The sequence below is a fragment of the Bacillus sp. FJAT-22090 genome (assembly GCF_007676755.1).
Taxonomy (GTDB): domain Bacteria; phylum Bacillota; class Bacilli; order Bacillales_A; family Planococcaceae; genus Psychrobacillus.
This window is the reverse complement of the sequence record NZ_VEBK01000002.1, coordinates 84,967-100,883: the sequence shown is the minus strand read 5'-3', so window position 1 is coordinate 100,883 and position 15,917 is coordinate 84,967. Positions and strand designations below refer to the sequence as shown.

Genomic DNA, 15,917 nt, shown 5'->3' with positions numbered 1-15,917 from the left:
TAGTGAGTATTTAGTTTACATAATAATAATATATTAACCTATTTGATTGAATGGATTGTTTTCTATTACACGTGCAATTTCTTTATCTTCCACATGCGTATAAATTTGAGTAGTAGAAACACTAGTGTGCCCTAATATATGCTGAAGACTTCTAATATCTGCCCCACTTTTATACATGATGGTTGCCGATGTATGTCTTAGCTTATGGGGGGTTAGTTTTTCTTTGTTTAAGCCTGAGTCATGGTTAATTTGTTTAATAATTTTTGCAACTGTTTGCCGTGTTAGCCTCGTCCCTTTTTGTGATAAGAATAGCGCATCATTTGTCGTTGCACCTTGTATGTATGGTCGTTCCTTTTGCATATATTGTTGGAGTGAGTGCACACAAGCATTGTTTAAAAAAACGGTACGCTCTTTGTCCCCTTTTCCTATTACATGTAATACATTATCTTGGATGGATGTAAGGTTTAAACTACATAGCTCTGAAACCCGTAGACCTAAGTTTAAAAAGAACATAATCATACTATAGTTCCGATAGTAGTGATTACTTTTTTTAATTCCAGCTATAAATATTTCTGCTTCCTTTTGATCCATATAAATTGGCTTTTTCTTCCCGATTTTTGGTGTTTCTAATTCTTCTGCTGGATTATAGTTCAACATTCTCCTTTTCACCTTTAAATACTTAAAGAAGGATTTGAGAGTTGCCGCTTTCCTTGCTCGAGAAGATGCACTATTATTACGCTGTGTTTCGCAGTACTCTAAAAACAAATACATATCTTCCAAAGAAATCTCTTTAATAAAGTCAATCGTTACCTCTTTAATGATAATATCGTTGATTTTAGCAACATCCACATTCTCTTCTACTGCTTTTAAAAATCTAAAAAATAAAGTTATATCGTATTCATATTCTTTTCGTGTCCGTAATGATTTTCCTTTTATCGTTGTTAAATAGACGAGAAAATCTCTTACTATTTTCGGTATTTCTCTTTGCATCGCAACCACCTCTTCTTTTCCTATTTTATCATAAAATAAGGTTCCCAAATATGTATTTGGGAACCTTATTAAAAAAAATGCTATTTACAACTAAATAGTTAGAAATTCATCTCTGAATATGGATAAAAATAGGATGCTTCAAATTAGCATTGAGAGCCTTCTAACTTTCAAGTTATGTGTAATTGTACATTAAAGTCTCTAAAATTGATTTTAAGTTTTATAGCATGATGGATAGAATATTGGCTCTTTGATACTAGTAGGTTAAGAAGAGATAAAAAGATTGGAAAAAGTCAAAACGAAAGCCGAATTCCACAGCCATCGGAATTCGGCATTTCACATTGACTTTCATCAATTGTTTATATCTAATGATCCAATAGCTATATTAATCTACAAAAATCTCATCTCATAGATTTTTTGTAAGGTATTAAGGTGGATTGATTTATCTTCGGGCGACTTAGCGAATTTATACCACTCCACAAGCCTGTATCCAAACATAACAAGGATTAGTTCATAGATACAATAATCAGAGATATGGGACACATCCGCATATTCTGAAAAACCCCTGTAATATGCCGGAATGCATTTTTGGTAGTATTCAATCATATGACAGACGTCCGCTTCATCCGTTATTAAACTAGCGATATCCTCACCCATGTACCCCCATCCGGAGGTATCCCAATCGATAAGTATTATTTTACTGTCCGAATAGAATATGTTTGCCACCCAAAAATCTCTATGGCAAAGGACTATTGGTAGCTTCTCAATCCGGCTGAATATTTCGTCCTCATCGTTATCTAAGTCAATGAGCATTTTACATAGGTGCTTTGGAATTTCGCAGTCATCGGAACGTATATAATCATACAAAACATTCCATGACCGATAATGCAGATAGTTGTTTTTCGTAAACTCTACCTTGCTTAAATTGGACAAATTTTTCAATACACTTGGTCGTTCAGTATACAATTTCCCTTGAAATCGTCCCAATTCCTCGGCTATACGTTCATACATTTCCGTGGTTAAGTTTAAGCCTGACACGCCATCGATATATTCCATCCACAGTTGAATCTCATCATCATTTATTTCGGCGTGATAACACTTCGGACTTCGGAACGAATGGAAGAAAACCTGTTTGAAATCGGATGCATAGAGATCGTATTCTCTACGCCATGAATCTGAATCACTATAACGCCCAAATTTTTTCTGTATTTTCCAAACCACCTTATACGGCAGTTTTTCACCATCAGAAGATTCAGCCGTGCCTGATACAAGACGAACAACCCCTAATGTCCCGCCCTGCATATCTTTTAGTTGATAATCTAAGCGAACTATCGTCTTATCTAGCATTTTACTCAAAACTAGCTCCAGTATTTCAGGCTTTACATACTTTTCATCGTTATTGTTCATTGCCTGTATCCTCCCTTTTTACCCTTATGTCGCATGGCAATCGACTTTTGCTTCGACCTTTTGTCCATGAGATACTTTGATTTATCATCCACAAACTTGTTTTCCCTCTTCTGTGCAAGGTAATGCTCCCAACGTTCCAGTGCCAATGATCCCTCAGCAAGACTAGCATGAACTGCACAGCCAGGTTCCGATTGATGGCGACAGTCATTGAACCGACACTGTGTGAATAATTCCTCCACATCTTTAAATCCCGTACTAATCCCGTCGTCCGCACCAAACAACCCTAGTTCACGCATACCTGGCGTATCAATAACCATCGCACCAGAAGGAAGCATAAAGAGCTGGCGATGCGTTGTTGTGTGACGGCCCCGGCTGTCGGTCTCGCGGATAGCCTTGACAGTCATCACTTCCTGATTCATCAAGGCGTTTAGCAGTGAGGATTTTCCCACACCAGACATGCCGAGGAATACCACGGTTTTCCCTGGCTGCAAATATTCACTCAACCCGTCTAAACCTCTCCCAGTGTGACTGGAAACTGCGTGTACCGGCACATCTGGAGCTGCTTTTTGAACCTCAGCTAACTGCGCGCTGAAATTCTGAATCAAGTCAGCTTTTGTTAAGATTACGACAGGCTTTCCGCGGCTCTGCCGTATCTGTGTCAGGTAGCGAATGATGCGTCTGACATTGAAATCCCAATTTAGAGATGACACGATAAATACGTAATCGAAATTTGTTGCTACTACTTGCTCCAGTACGGTTTTGACATACCCTACCGCGTGTCCCGAATAATCAGCGCGGGAAAACTTCGTACATCGAGGTAGCAATTTGGCAATGTGCGAAGCACCGTTTTCGTTGTATTGTAGAAATACAAAATCGCCAACGCACGGAAAGTCCTCCCGAGTGACCACAGAGTGATAAAAAGCGCCCTTCAATACAGCAGTCACTTCTCCTTGTTCGGTGATGACCGTATATTGCTCTCGCTGTAGTTCAGTAACCCTTCCAGGTATGAAACCCTTCGGCGGCGTTTCGGCTTCGATATAGCCGTATTGTTTCAAATCAATCATTGGACCAATCCTTTCCAAAAAATTCAAGTGTTTTTTGGGCATAAAAATACCGCGAACAAGCAGCCTCTTAAGAAGCTGCTGTTCCGCGGTGATAAGCCAAAAGTTGACTTATAATCAACAAGGGATACGATTTCTATCGTATCCCGCTAACAGCAGTATTCACGAAAGGTTACTGTTTACGGCACAGCAAAAAAAACACGGGTGGTCTTCCCGGTTGCTCCCATTCCAAACTATAATAAAAGATTGGAATCTACTATGCCTAAAATTCGGTTAAGTTAAAACCACCAATACCATATAAGCAGTCATTAAAAACATCCCCTTTCGCAGGAAAAAGTTGAAATATAATTTCACATCTATAGTGTGACATAACCACTCGTGAGAATCAACAGAAAATTTTGATTATAATCGCATTTAATCTTTTTCTTACCACTCCAACTCACTCTCCGCAACTGTCGCATATAACATAAGAAAAGCCACTTTCGATGGACACACTAATTTAAAGAAAAAAGACCAATAAACAACTTGCGCTGAAGAGCGGATATACAATACCTAAATCAACATTGTGGAGGTTTTTTTCTATGGAAACAAGAGTCAGTTAACTAGTAGAAGTGTAAATTAAGACCTTTGAAATGCGGTTGGCTAAGGTGCCAATAAAAGAAGTAATGGAAGCATTGGATATTCAAAACTATACGCAACTGAAGAAATGGATGCTCTCGAAACGGAGAAATCCACCGTCACCATCAATGGATGGTAAACTATTTAACTTTGGCAAGGGTACAAGATGCCGTATATGTATAATCATCTTCCCGAACAGCAACTTTATAAATAACGACATCGTTTTGAGCAATTCGTAAATTGGCTTATTACAAATGATAAGTAATAACAGAAACAACCAATCCCTAAATTGAACAGCATACATCTCAAATTAGTTGTCAAATCATAGTTTCAAACGTATAATTAAGTCAAAGTTGAAATATAATAAAAGACCGAACGATGTTGGTGCATCGAACGGTCACTACGTAATAGCTATTTCCCTCAAGGGGAATGGCTGATCGGTTCGGAATAACCCATCGAGCGCTAACTCAAGGATGGGTTATTTTTGTTTTTGGTTAAATGAAAGCATCAATACAATCAATGTTGCAAAAGCAATCGCAAACATTAATGATTCGAAAACTGACATTGGCATCACTCCCCTCACTAGAAGAGTAAGCCTTCCACCCTTGAGCTACCTATACTATTACCTACTAATTATACCACACATACGTTCTGTTTTAAAACATATTACTAATCCAACATTTCTGCAAACCATTGAGCACATTGGTATGCAGTCTCCCAATCCGTGTCATTATCCTCTATCCCCCAACAAGCTGATAAAGTCGACATTGCGACTGCTGCTTTCAAAAGTCTTCCTTTTTCCAATTGCATTTCATTACACAATGATGTTACTCTTTTCTCCAACAGCTGTTTTGGATTTGGTTTATGAAATAATTGATTGATTAAAAACGAAATAATATCAAAATAAGGATCGCCAATAACCCCTTTCGGGTCAATCGCAAGCCAACCTCGAGTAGCAGAGAATAAAATATTTTGGTGATGTAAATCACCATGCAACAGCTCACTTCTTTTTGAAGAATTCGTTACATCAATAAAACAAGTTTGTGCGAGACGAATAAAAGCATCTGAAATAAGACCTTCTTTTGACGATTCCCCTGCTAGATAACGATCTAGCGACTTCATCCAATATTCGATAGATGGATGATCCTCATTTTCTTCCATCGGTCTCCTAAGAGTAGTCCAAACCTTCGCAAAGTGTTTAACCGCCATTTCTTCTTCTATTTCTGAAAGCATCTTTCCTGGCTGTAAATGTTCGAGTAGCATTGCTCCGTTTTCTGCATCTGCTCTAATGATCTGAGCACATCCTTTACCATCATACGCTTTAAGTGTTCTTATTTCATTGTTAAAATCATAATTTGGAATGCCTATTTTCAGAATGACAGGCTTGCCTACTGCATCTTTTACTTTTAAGACGTAATTATATGAGAGGTTACCTACAGCTCCCACTAAAGTTAAATTCCATTTCTCTAATAAAAATGGAACTATTGCATTCAAATCTTCCAACCACTTTTTCCCTGTATCACTAAATGCACCGATTATTTTACGTTCAAACAAATCTGGGTATTCCATCAAATCACCACCTTAGCTATCTATATATGCTTTGCTTCCTTTCATTTTACATGAATTAATACACACGGGAGAAAAGAAAAGTATTTAGTTACGCAAAAATAAATGGTAAACTGTTCAAATGCATAGACACAAAACGTATGTAATAAGAGTAGAGGTGTAAATTTTAGTGTTAGAAAAGATAAAGAAAGAATGGTTTACAAATGTACGAGCGGATATTCTTGCTGGAGCTGTCGTTGCACTAGCTTTAATACCAGAAGCAATTGCTTTTTCGATTATTGCTGGGGTCGATCCAATGGTTGGCTTATATGCTTCCTTTATTATTGCGGTAACAATATCTTTCGTTGGCGGAAGACCAGGTATGATTTCCGCGGCAACAGGAGCAATGGCATTACTAATGGGGCCTTTGGTGAAAAATTATGGGTTAGATTATTTGTTTGCGGCCACTGTCCTGACGGGTATTATTCAACTATTATTTGGTATCTTTAAAATAGCAAAATTGATGAAGTTTATACCGAGAGCAGTCATGATTGGGTTTGTAAATGCACTTGCAATCCTAGTTTTTATGGCGCAGGTACCACATATTCTAGGTGAATCAGCAATGACTTATATTTTTGTAGGAGTCTCACTTATAATTGTTTATGTGCTACCTCGATTTGTGAAGTCAATTCCTGCTCCTCTTATTGCAATCGTTGTATTGACTGCAATTACTATTTACGCTGGAATAGATTTGAAGGTAGTTGGCGATTTAGGTGCTATTACAAGATCATTTCCTGAATTTTTCATCCCACATATACCGTTTAACTGGGAAACTTTTGTAATTATTTTTCCTTACTCTATCGCATTGGCAATCGTAGGCTTATTAGAGTCATTATTAACCTCCTCTATTGTCGATGACATGACAGGTACTGAAAGTAATAAAAATAGAGAAGCCAAAGGACAAGGAATTGCGAACATTATTACAGGATTCTTTGGAGGAATGGCTGGTTGTGCGATGATTGGGCAATCGGTTATAAACGTCAAATCCGGTGGACGTGGCAGACTATCAACATTCGTTGCAGGTGTTTTATTAATGTTTCTTATCATTGTATTAGGTGATTTAGTCGTAAAAATCCCTATGCCCGTTCTTGTAGGTATTATGATTATGGTATGTATCGGTACGTTTGATTGGAGTTCCTTTACATATTTAAAGAAAGCCCCTAGAACAGATGCTACTGTAATGTTGGTTACAGTTATTATTGTAGTCGCAACACATGACCTTTCAAAGGGTGTTATTGCAGGGGTAATTTTAAGTGCTGTTTTCTTTGTAACTAAAATTGCTAAAATCCGCGTGACTGAAAGAACAACTACAGATGTGATTTTCTTTGATATTGAAGGACAACTCTTTTTCGCTTCTGTAGAAGAATTTATAGACTCATTTGATTTTCAAGTTAAAGAAAAAAATATTATTATCGATTTTACGAACTCCCATGTTTGGGATGATTCCGCCGTGGGTGCTATTGACAAAGTAGTTATGAAATACCGAGAAAATGATAATAGGATAACTATCCAAGGATTAGACGCAACTAGTAAGAAACTGGTTGAGAAGTTAACGATAATTGAAAAGTCAAATCTTCTATCCAATTAACCTTTTTGTGGAGGTGTATGAATTTGTACGAAAAGATTTTATTAGCAGCTGACGGGTCTACCAACTCGTTGAGAGCAGCTACGGAGGCAGTTAAGATTGCAGCTTTTAGTCCAACTTGCAATGTGGAAATAGTATTTGTTGCGGATTTTTCTAAGTCGAAGAATGATATATTGCATGCGCAAGGAAAAGAAGAATTGGAGTTATCTCGCCGAAAAAAAGTATTACCTATAGAAAAGCAGTTTCAACAGCAATGCATCCAGTATTCGGTAACAATCTTACGAGGTGATCCTGGACCAATTATTATCGAATATGCCAATAGCAATTCCTTTGATCTTGTGATTATTGGATCTAGAGGACTAAATACTTTGCAAGAGATGGTATTAGGCAGTGTGAGTCATAAAGTGGTTAAACGTGTGAATTGTCCTGTTTTAATCGTTAAATAACAAAATCTGCTATCCAATTCTTCTTGGATAGCAGCTTTATTATTAACTTCGGGCAAAGTTACCATCGACTTCAACCGTTTCAAAAATATTTATAAAAGCTTTATCATCGTGTTTTCGCACAATTTGTTTGATTTGAATAGTTTCATAACGGGTTACAACCATCATTAATATTTGCTTTTTCTCTAGCGTGTAGCCGCCGTACCCATCTGTTATCGTAACTCCCCTATAAATGGAGGCTAGTAAATCATTGCGTATTAAGTCACCTTTAGTCGTTACTATTTGCATCGTCAATTTTTCATGATTTGTATAAATTGTATCCACCATTTTCCCGGTTAAATAGATTGATAATAGTGTGTATAAAGCAATTTCCCAATTAAAAACCGCACCAGATACTAAAACGATGACTCCATTCATTCCTGTTAGCAGTAAGCCCACACTAACATTACTCATTCTAGAAACTATAATTGCGATAATATCCAAGCCTCCTGAAGTCCCAGAATACTTTAATATCAATCCCACTCCGAGACCACCAATGATTCCCCCGAATATAGACGAAAGCAAGATATTATCCGTAATCGGATTCGCTGGTATAAAATATAAAAAGACTGAGAGCGATATTACACAAATAAGCGTATTTAACGTAATCCTTTTTCCTAATTTAAAATAGCCCAGAACAAGCAGTGGCAAATTCAAGATAAAGTTTAATATTCCAGTATCAAATGGAGTGATTAGCCCAAGCAAAATGGCGATCCCACTAATTCCACTACTTAATATCCCATGTGGTACTAAAAAACAGTTAAAACCAAATGCAATAATAAGTGAACCTATAACAATAATTATATTTTTCATAAAAAATTCCCTTCTAGCTATTTAAAAAAACTCGCCCCGAAGTAGGACGAGTTATACCTGTACCGTATACATACAAGTTTCTTCTCTTCACAGATTATTTATACTAGGAACAATTTATCAGAATTGACGTGCCAAGTCAATTTAAATAAAAAAACCGATTGAATTACTCCTCAATCGGTTTTCGAGTTTTATTTTGTTTTCACAGTCACTTTACCATTATCGGTTTTAAGGAAAATTAAGTTATCTCCTTTACCGAAAATCGACTGGCTATTTTCCGTTCCGAAAACATCAATTTTACCGTTATCTACCTTCACTTTAATCGTGGCATTTGTAGGCTCTTTGTCAGTTTGGACCTCGATTGCTCCATTGTCTGTTTCTAAACTGATTGAGCGATTTAAATTGGGAGAAGCAAAAATAATTCTGCCATTATCTGTTTCCACATTTATCGTACCATCTACATCTTCCATACGGATTTGTCCGTTATCCGAATTAGCTTGAACATTTTTTGCAGCTATATTCTTTAAGTCAATCATTCCATTATCAGTCTCTAAATCGATCTCCTGGACTTTAATGTTTTGTATCTTAATTTGCCCATTGTCTAGCTCTGTTTTAATTATATTATATTCTTTTTCTGGTACATATACGATCAGCTTCATATTGTGAGAGTTAAAACCAAAACTGATAAAGCTCCATCTTTTTTCTTTTAACTCGACGTAAAGGGTGTCCCCTTTTATGTTTGCTTGGAAATTGTACTTGAACTTTTTCTTCATCTTGCCTGAAAACTCAACTTTCGTCTTTGCCTCTTTTGTCGGTAGTATATCTACAGAAGCATTATCTGTTATCACTTCAATATTTGAATAATTTTTATCATTAAGAACAATTTCATCTGATTTATCGACCATTTTGTCTTTAATGTTGAAGAAAACACTAATAGCTGCTCCGGCAAGTAACACAAACAAACAAATTATCGCGATTTTCTTGGGACCCATTTTTTCAACCTCCATTTGATATATAACTTCTTAAATCTTATTATATAGCACATATAACATATTCAAATGGTCTGGAGCAGTGATTCCATCTAAGCCTCAAGTCGTATAATACCATTTCATATTATATATCTACCTTTGTACAAGCTGTCTTTCAAGTAAATTTGTTTTCTCATTCAATATCTCTGTATAGCTTGCTAATTCTTCTTTACTGCTCGACGTTATGTAAAATGGTTCTCCAAATATGACGGTAGCCTTTTTCATTTTTCTTAGCTCTTTTAATGTTCTTGGACCGATGTATAAGGCAGGAACAATTGGTGCTTTCGATAAATTCCCAATTGTTACAGCACCCCTTTTTAACGGAGCTTCTTCAGATGTTCTAGTACCACTTGGGAATATTCCCACTACTTCTCCCCTTCTTAAAAGCTTTACGGGCTGTTTTATACTACTCGGTGATGGATTATCTCGATCAACCGGAAAGGCATTAATTTTTTTTAGGAACCATCCAATCATTTTGTTTTCAAAAAGCTCTTTCTTTGCCATGAAATGAATCGGTTTTGGGACACACATTCCTAAGATGACGATTTCTAACCATCCTCTGTGCGTACAAGTCACGATATATCCCTCCCTTTCAGGCAGTAAATGCTCATTTCTCTTCTCTATTTTTCCAAATGAACGCACTACTAATTTCGCAACAAATAACGTAAAATTATACATCTGTATCACCTTCTAACAGTAAGTTTTAGAACCTAGTACTAATTATATTGTTTTAAACTCGAAAATACCAGACCTTAAATGGCCTGGTATGAATTCTATAATAACATTTCTGTCCCTTATTAGATAAATCGATTTTTAGCAGCCCCTAGCCCAAAGATAAAGAGCATTACTGATGCACCAACCAATAATAGAAAAGGAATAGTCCAGCTACTAGTTACATCGTGTAGATACCCGAAAAGCGTTGGGCCAATAGCCGCTAGCAAATATCCGAATGATTGAGCCATTCCCGATAATTCTGCTGCTTGCTGTGGAGTCTTTGTCCGTAAGCCAAAAAACATCATAGACAATCCAAAAGCAAAACCACCCCCGACTCCAATAATAATGATCCACAAGACTAGTAAATTAGGATTTCCATAAAGTAATCCAAGCGTTCCGCTCAAAAGTAAAGTAGACATTACGCAAACTAAAGTACGTTGACTTTGCATTCGTCCTGCGATTATTGGAACAATAAAAGTAAATGGTAGCAGTGATAGCTGCATGGTGGAGAGTAATAAGCCTGATTGATCCGAACTTATTCCTTGTTCTTTTAGAATTTCGGGTAGCCATGCAATAAGGACATAAAACACCATTGATTGCAACCCCATAAACATAGTTACCTGCCACGCCAAAGGAGAACGCCATAAGCTCATTTTCTGATCGTCTGTTTTATTTGTAATAGTAAGCGTTCCTATTTGGCGGTGTTTCATTTGCGGCAACCAAAGCAAGATAGAAACGAAACTCAGAATTCCCCAAACACCTAATGCCCCTTGCCATCCAAATCCTAAATGTATTGCAATTGGAACACTGATGCCAGAAGCCATGGCTCCAAATAAGTTCATCGATATAGAATATACACCCGTCATCAATCCAATGCGTTTGGGAAATTCCCGCTTAATAAGACTAGGTATTAATACATTACAAACGGAAATTGCAAGTCCTAAGACGACAGTACCGATATATAAATTAGAAATACCTGAGAAAGACCTTAAAATAATTCCAAGAGTAAGAAAAATGATAGAAATCAGTATGATTAATTCAAATCCAAACTTCCGCACTAACTTAGGTACAAAAGGGGAAAAAATTGCAAAAGCAAGTAATGGTAACGTCGTAATCATTCCAGCTAATGTATTGGATAAGTTCATATCATCCCGAATATAACCTACTAGAGGACCTACTGAAGTTAGAGGTGCGCGTAAATTAGCAGCTATAAAAATAATGCCAATAATAATCAACCAAGACGGCGATTGGTTTCGAATGGTTGATTTAATTTTATTATGTTCGTCTTTATAAAAATGACTTTTTGACTTCATGTCGCTTCCTCCTTCTATAACACTCTACGATTAGTAGTATTGCCAATTTATCGTGTGATCTATTGTACTGCATTTTATAACCACAAAATACTTACACTATAATATAATATATCTTTGAATTTGTATACTATAATATACTAAAAAGAATAATCCCTTATCAATCGTAAGATTGATAAGGGATTATTCTTTAATGAGGAAACGAGGTACTAAACTCCGTATTTCAATAAAATATGGAGTACAGCAACATCATTCGTGTTATTTATGTAAGCATGTGTACCATCTGCACGAAAACTAATAGAATCATATTGATTTAACAAATATGTTTCTTCATTCACCTTAATAGTAACTGCTCCTGTCATTACGGTAACAATTTCTGTTGTATTATGATGATGTTCTTCCGGTTGGTATGTACAATTTGGTTGCAAATAGGCTCTGCACATTTCAGTATCATTACTTGCATGTTGAAAAATTGGTTCAACAGACCACGTCTTTTGATCTCCAGTAATCCTTAGCCCTTCTCCAGCTCGTGACAGACTCACATTACTTTCCTCCGAAAATAAAGCTAGAAGTGGTATAGACAATCCTTTCGATATTTTCCATAGCATACCAAGCGTCGGGTTTGTTTCTCCACGCTCTATATTGCCGAGTGTTAGCTTGCTTACACCAGTTATGCCTGCTAAATCTTCCAGGCTTAGCTGCTTTTCTTTACGAACTTTTTTTAACGCAGTCCCAACTTGTAAAACAACTTGTTTTGAATCATCCATTGCCATTTCTCGTCAAGCCTCCTTCAGTATTTTGCAATTAATAAAAATTAGATGTTTTAGTTTATAATATCACACAGTCTGTATAAGACAGATCACTAGTTAATGATTAATCCGGGACTATTCATACCATTTGGGAACAAGCAACTTAAAATTCTCGAACTGTTCCAACGTAAATCGAGAATACCGTTGAAATTTTTCCCGTTGGTTGACGGCAACCTCATTACCCCAAACTTCAGCAGAGACAATATGAATCGCTGCATATAACCGATGCAATTGCCAAAAAGAAAGAGGTATTGGCATATTATTATGATAACCATCTAAGACCCCTTTGGAATAGGCTCGACTAATTGGCACGTTAAAATACTCCATTTTATAAAATTCATTAATCGGATCTGCATATGTAATTTTTTGCATATCAATCAAACCAGAAAAACAATCTTCCTCTATCAATATATTTCCAGGATGAAAATCATAATGCTGAACGCAGCTAGGTCGATTTTTTAATAAATGTAAATTATTTTGGATAAATGAAAGGATGCTATCATAGTTGGGGTTTACTTCAACTATTTTTCTAAAACGGGGTATTTGTCTTTCCACTCGCTCACGCCAAGTTTCTTCCCAACTATACGATAATCGGCAGGTGCTTGGACGCTATGCATATGCTTGAGAGTTTTCCCTACTTCAGTCCCAATTTTATATTGTACTACTTTACTTTTTGTTGGTAGGACCGTTTCCCCATTCTCTCCATTTATATAGTCTAAAATCATATAGGCCTTCTCATCGACCACTCCTACATCATGCACAAAAGGTATATGGTTGTCCAAGGCATGAACCTTATTAATTAAATTCGCTTGTTTTTTTAGTTTTTGCAAATCTCTATGTGGGGAAATACGTAGTAAATAGATATTGTCGACCCGCCATTTCTCATCGTTTGAATATCCCTCATTAATTCGTTTTAACGTTGAACTGTTAGATAAAAAGTTGATTTTTGAAATGTCCATATACATGCCCCATTCGTATGTATTTCTTAACTATAGAAGTCTTCCCTCCCTATTGCCTTAGTATAAATATCCTGATTACTGAATATACTTCATGTAGACGAAGGGATTATAGATGCGCTATTTTATTATTCTACTACCGATTCTATGTCTATGTGGTTGCAGTCAGCGTGACTTGGATGCTCAAAAAGGGGAAACGGATAAAACCAAATAATAAAGTATTTGAGATGGCCACTTACATACCAGGATGATTTCAGTCTAACAGGTGCACCTAATGATAGATGGTACTTACTGAATTCTGGTTACCATGATCATGGAAGGCTTCACCATTATTTAACCGAGCAAGTAAGTAGTTCTTCTGGAACTCTAAAACTACAAGTGGATAAAAATCCATATAAAAGCTCCCCTTATCGTTCAAAAACAGTCATACTCAAGGGAAAGAATTAATTGCCTATTATACTTATATATAATTCTATAGACGTATCTACTATCCCTCTTATTATAGAGATAAATAGATACGTCTATTTGTTGATACACCCTTCTTATTTACTAGATCTAACATTCACCAGTACATTTAAAGCGAACATAATGACACTAAAAACTACTAGCACGCCGCCAATCGCGGTGAAGATTGCCGCCGATTCTACCCCATTCAAAATAAGTATGGCTAGGGAAACCATCATCACCGGAAGTCCGATATTTCCGCTCCAAAAATGTAACTTCGCGTACATATTGCTACTGGAACTTGGAAATAAGTGATATACAACCCCTGCTAGTGCAAACGAAGCCCATCCTAACAGATTGATGTGTACATGGACTCCTGTTAGTACATAATCATGCGCCATCGACATGTACAGTCCTAAAAGAACACCGATGACAAAATAGATAGCCGCAATCTTGATAAATCGGACACCCATATCAACCATTCCCCTCTCCTATAATCGAATAATAAGTACTTATATATTCTATTTTTAGGAAAGGGGTAATATTCTAATTATTGTAACTGTTAAATCGTTCTCTTTTACTGCCAGATTTCATCGAGTTTATCGGCATAGAAATGGATTGCTTTTTGATAGTTCAATATTTCTTTATCAGTAGTTGTATTTGTTAAACATGTTAATAATAATTCCATGGCATCCTGATGTTCCTTTAAATTATAAAGTGTCATGGAAAGGAATACTTGTATTGCTCTATTATTTGGGAACAGATTCATTCCGTGGAGCAATACTCTTTTGGATTGTTCATAGTCCCCTAATGTTCGATATGTACTTCCCAAACCTAATAATGCTCCTTGTAGCTCCTCGTCAAGGAGACCTAGTGCAAGTGCTTTTTCATAATAAGGGACAGCTTTCGATTCTTCTCCTAATACGTCAAAACTCCAAGCACATTGATAGTTAAGAAAAGCTTCGTTTGGGTGTACATCTATCATTTTTAATAGTAATGTATTAGACTCTAATAGCTTGCCTTCAGTACGTAAAAGTATCGCTTGATCTAATTGGTTATTCATTTAATTTCTCCTCTCTTATTTTTTGTAAAAGACCACTTTATTAAAAGGTAATCCATCCTTTTGCATAGAATGATACGAAAAGGAGTGGGGTGGCCTTATAGAACTTATGACTAGTATCTTTGCATTTATTTATCTATCTATTCCTACTTCTCCTCTTCTTTTTTCCATATGTAATGTATTAACTCATGCATTACCACAAAACCAGCAGCATTATAAAGCTTAATCGCTTTCTCATTGTCTATATTTACACTAATTGTAATTTCTTTTATCGATTTGTAACGAGAGAGATGAGCTAAAGCAGCTCTGAGTAATTTTGTCCCAATGCCTTGTTTTCGATGGTCATCCGATACGGCAATATATTCAATCGCCCCTTCTTTATGTGCGGGGTCTGCTTCAACATACACATACCCTTTGATCACGCTTTCAGTATCAACTGTTATAAATAATTGATTATCTTCACCTAATCGCTTAAGTATTTCAGTAGCACTAAAATATGTATTTGGAAATGCGTTTTCATGAAGTCTTGTAAAGGAATCTTGATATGAAGGATTATAGGCTCTAACTTGACGTAAATCGATTTCAACTAAATCTTTACATAATGCTTTTAAAATTAGGTGATTTCCTTTACGAGCAGCCTTTTTGGCTAGTGCAAATTGCTGGGCATGTATGTTTTTTTTATTTATAAAAAATGAGAACTCATTGAACTCGAAAGTAGACAAGGAATTTATTTTTTTCCATAGCGCATCAGAGAGATCTGGATATTGACTTGAGCTCTTTATAAATGGTCCCCATACTTCTGCACTCTTGTTTTCTATATCTAAATCGAAACCAAGTGCTCCAATTATTTCCTCGTTTTTATATGCCACTACAAATGATTTAGATAAAGGTAAATCAGAGAAATTGTGAAGTATTGTATGAAAAATTTCGGTTTTAGATGCTCCACAATACCCGATATGATTTTCTTCATTAAGATTCATTTCTTCTAAGAACAACGAAAGAGATTCAACGTCATTAGGGGTATCTATTATAATGCTCATT

The 15,917-nt window shown here is 36.3% G+C and carries 16 protein-coding genes; 2 read left to right on the top strand and 14 right to left on the bottom strand.

The window, feature by feature from the left end:
- Positions 1-33: 33 nt before the first annotated feature.
- The 4 genes from FS486_RS03030 to FS486_RS03015 form a co-directional block, all read right to left on the bottom strand.
- On the bottom strand, positions 34-990 hold the full coding sequence (locus tag FS486_RS03030) for a tyrosine recombinase XerC (RefSeq protein ID WP_144509786.1): 957 nt from the start codon (positions 988-990) through the stop codon (positions 34-36).
- A 387-nt stretch (positions 991-1,377) separates the two neighbouring features.
- Positions 1,378-2,394: an aminoglycoside phosphotransferase family protein gene (locus FS486_RS03025; protein WP_144509785.1), complete on the bottom strand. Its 1,017-nt coding sequence runs from the start codon at positions 2,392-2,394 to the stop codon at positions 1,378-1,380.
- On the bottom strand, positions 2,391-3,458 hold the full coding sequence (gene rsgA, locus FS486_RS03020; protein WP_144509784.1) for a ribosome small subunit-dependent GTPase A: 1,068 nt from the start codon (positions 3,456-3,458) through the stop codon (positions 2,391-2,393). The genes FS486_RS03025 and rsgA overlap by 4 nt, the downstream gene beginning before the upstream one ends.
- 1,284 nt (positions 3,459-4,742) lie before the next feature.
- On the bottom strand, positions 4,743-5,642 hold the full coding sequence (locus tag FS486_RS03015; RefSeq protein ID WP_144509783.1) for an aminoglycoside phosphotransferase family protein: 900 nt from the start codon (positions 5,640-5,642) through the stop codon (positions 4,743-4,745).
- A 166-nt stretch (positions 5,643-5,808) separates the two neighbouring features.
- Here FS486_RS03015 and FS486_RS03010 point away from each other — a divergent pair, with 166 nt between their 5' ends.
- Both FS486_RS03010 and FS486_RS03005 read left to right on the top strand, forming a co-directional pair.
- Positions 5,809-7,266: a SulP family inorganic anion transporter gene (locus FS486_RS03010; RefSeq protein ID WP_144509782.1), complete on the top strand. Its 1,458-nt coding sequence runs from the start codon at positions 5,809-5,811 to the stop codon at positions 7,264-7,266.
- 23 nt (positions 7,267-7,289) lie between these two features.
- Positions 7,290-7,709 (top strand): universal stress protein, encoded by a 420-nt coding sequence (locus tag FS486_RS03005; RefSeq protein WP_144509781.1) that lies wholly within the window; start codon positions 7,290-7,292, stop codon positions 7,707-7,709.
- 42 nt (positions 7,710-7,751) lie between these two features.
- Here the strand turns inward: FS486_RS03005 and FS486_RS03000 are convergent, their stop codons facing one another.
- The 10 genes from FS486_RS03000 to FS486_RS02955 all read right to left on the bottom strand — a co-directional run bounded on the left by FS486_RS03000 (position 7,752) and on the right by FS486_RS02955 (position 15,916).
- Complete coding sequence (locus tag FS486_RS03000; RefSeq protein WP_144509780.1) at positions 7,752-8,558, bottom strand: YitT family protein; 807 nt, start codon at positions 8,556-8,558, stop codon at positions 7,752-7,754.
- A gap of 188 nt (positions 8,559-8,746) precedes the next feature.
- Complete coding sequence (locus tag FS486_RS02995; RefSeq protein ID WP_186321313.1) at positions 8,747-9,547, bottom strand: DUF4097 family beta strand repeat-containing protein; 801 nt, start codon at positions 9,545-9,547, stop codon at positions 8,747-8,749.
- A gap of 129 nt (positions 9,548-9,676) precedes the next feature.
- A complete protein-coding gene (locus FS486_RS02990) occupies positions 9,677-10,261 on the bottom strand; it encodes a lysophospholipid acyltransferase family protein (protein WP_144509778.1) in 585 nt (194 codons plus the stop codon).
- Between the two features lie 119 nt (positions 10,262-10,380).
- Entirely contained in the window at positions 10,381-11,610 is a 1,230-nt protein-coding gene (locus FS486_RS02985) for a CynX/NimT family MFS transporter (protein ID WP_144509777.1), read from the bottom strand.
- Between the two features lie 206 nt (positions 11,611-11,816).
- Positions 11,817-12,380 carry a helix-turn-helix domain-containing protein gene (locus FS486_RS02980; protein WP_395940826.1) on the bottom strand — a complete coding sequence of 188 codons (564 nt, stop codon included), beginning with the start codon at positions 12,378-12,380 and terminating at the stop codon, positions 11,817-11,819.
- A 111-nt stretch (positions 12,381-12,491) separates the two neighbouring features.
- Positions 12,492-12,971: a phosphotransferase gene (locus tag FS486_RS02975; RefSeq protein ID WP_144509776.1), complete on the bottom strand. Its 480-nt coding sequence runs from the start codon at positions 12,969-12,971 to the stop codon at positions 12,492-12,494.
- Positions 12,938-13,375, bottom strand: coding sequence for a phosphotransferase (locus FS486_RS02970; protein WP_186321312.1), 438 nt, complete (start codon positions 13,373-13,375; stop codon positions 12,938-12,940). The genes FS486_RS02975 and FS486_RS02970 overlap by 34 nt, the downstream gene beginning before the upstream one ends.
- A gap of 539 nt (positions 13,376-13,914) precedes the next feature.
- Positions 13,915-14,289: a cytochrome-c oxidase gene (locus FS486_RS02965; RefSeq protein ID WP_144510210.1), complete on the bottom strand. Its 375-nt coding sequence runs from the start codon at positions 14,287-14,289 to the stop codon at positions 13,915-13,917.
- 104 nt (positions 14,290-14,393) lie between these two features.
- Positions 14,394-14,879, bottom strand: a complete 486-nt coding sequence (locus FS486_RS02960; RefSeq protein WP_144509774.1) for a tetratricopeptide repeat protein — start codon at positions 14,877-14,879, stop codon at positions 14,394-14,396.
- A gap of 143 nt (positions 14,880-15,022) precedes the next feature.
- Positions 15,023-15,916 (bottom strand): GNAT family N-acetyltransferase, encoded by an 894-nt coding sequence (locus FS486_RS02955; protein ID WP_144509773.1) that lies wholly within the window; start codon positions 15,914-15,916, stop codon positions 15,023-15,025.
- Between the last annotated feature and the right edge of the window lies 1 nt (position 15,917).

Bases quoted from the DNA above. Each gene is read 5' to 3' on its own strand.
- FS486_RS02970 (WP_186321312.1), bottom strand. From the start codon at position 13,375: ATGGACATTTCAAAAATCAACTTTTTATCTAACAGTTCAACGTTAAAA.
- FS486_RS02960 (WP_144509774.1), bottom strand. From the start codon at position 14,879: ATGAATAACCAATTAGATCAAGCGATACTTTTACGTACTGAAGGCAAG.
- FS486_RS02980 (WP_395940826.1), bottom strand. From the start codon at position 12,380: ATGGCAATGGATGATTCAAAACAAGTTGTTTTACAAGTTGGGACTGCG.
- FS486_RS02990 (WP_144509778.1), bottom strand. From the start codon at position 10,261: ATGTATAATTTTACGTTATTTGTTGCGAAATTAGTAGTGCGTTCATTT.
- FS486_RS03025 (WP_144509785.1), bottom strand. From the start codon at position 2,394: ATGAACAATAACGATGAAAAGTATGTAAAGCCTGAAATACTGGAGCTA.
- rsgA (WP_144509784.1), bottom strand. From the start codon at position 3,458: ATGATTGATTTGAAACAATACGGCTATATCGAAGCCGAAACGCCGCCG.
- FS486_RS03015 (WP_144509783.1), bottom strand. From the start codon at position 5,642: ATGGAATACCCAGATTTGTTTGAACGTAAAATAATCGGTGCATTTAGT.
- FS486_RS03000 (WP_144509780.1), bottom strand. From the start codon at position 8,558: ATGAAAAATATAATTATTGTTATAGGTTCACTTATTATTGCATTTGGT.
- FS486_RS03030 (WP_144509786.1), bottom strand. From the start codon at position 990: ATGCAAAGAGAAATACCGAAAATAGTAAGAGATTTTCTCGTCTATTTA.
- FS486_RS02965 (WP_144510210.1), bottom strand. From the start codon at position 14,289: ATGGGTGTCCGATTTATCAAGATTGCGGCTATCTATTTTGTCATCGGT.
- FS486_RS02995 (WP_186321313.1), bottom strand. From the start codon at position 9,547: ATGGGTCCCAAGAAAATCGCGATAATTTGTTTGTTTGTGTTACTTGCC.
- FS486_RS02985 (WP_144509777.1), bottom strand. From the start codon at position 11,610: ATGAAGTCAAAAAGTCATTTTTATAAAGACGAACATAATAAAATTAAA.
- FS486_RS02955 (WP_144509773.1), bottom strand. From the start codon at position 15,916: ATGAGCATTATAATAGATACCCCTAATGACGTTGAATCTCTTTCGTTG.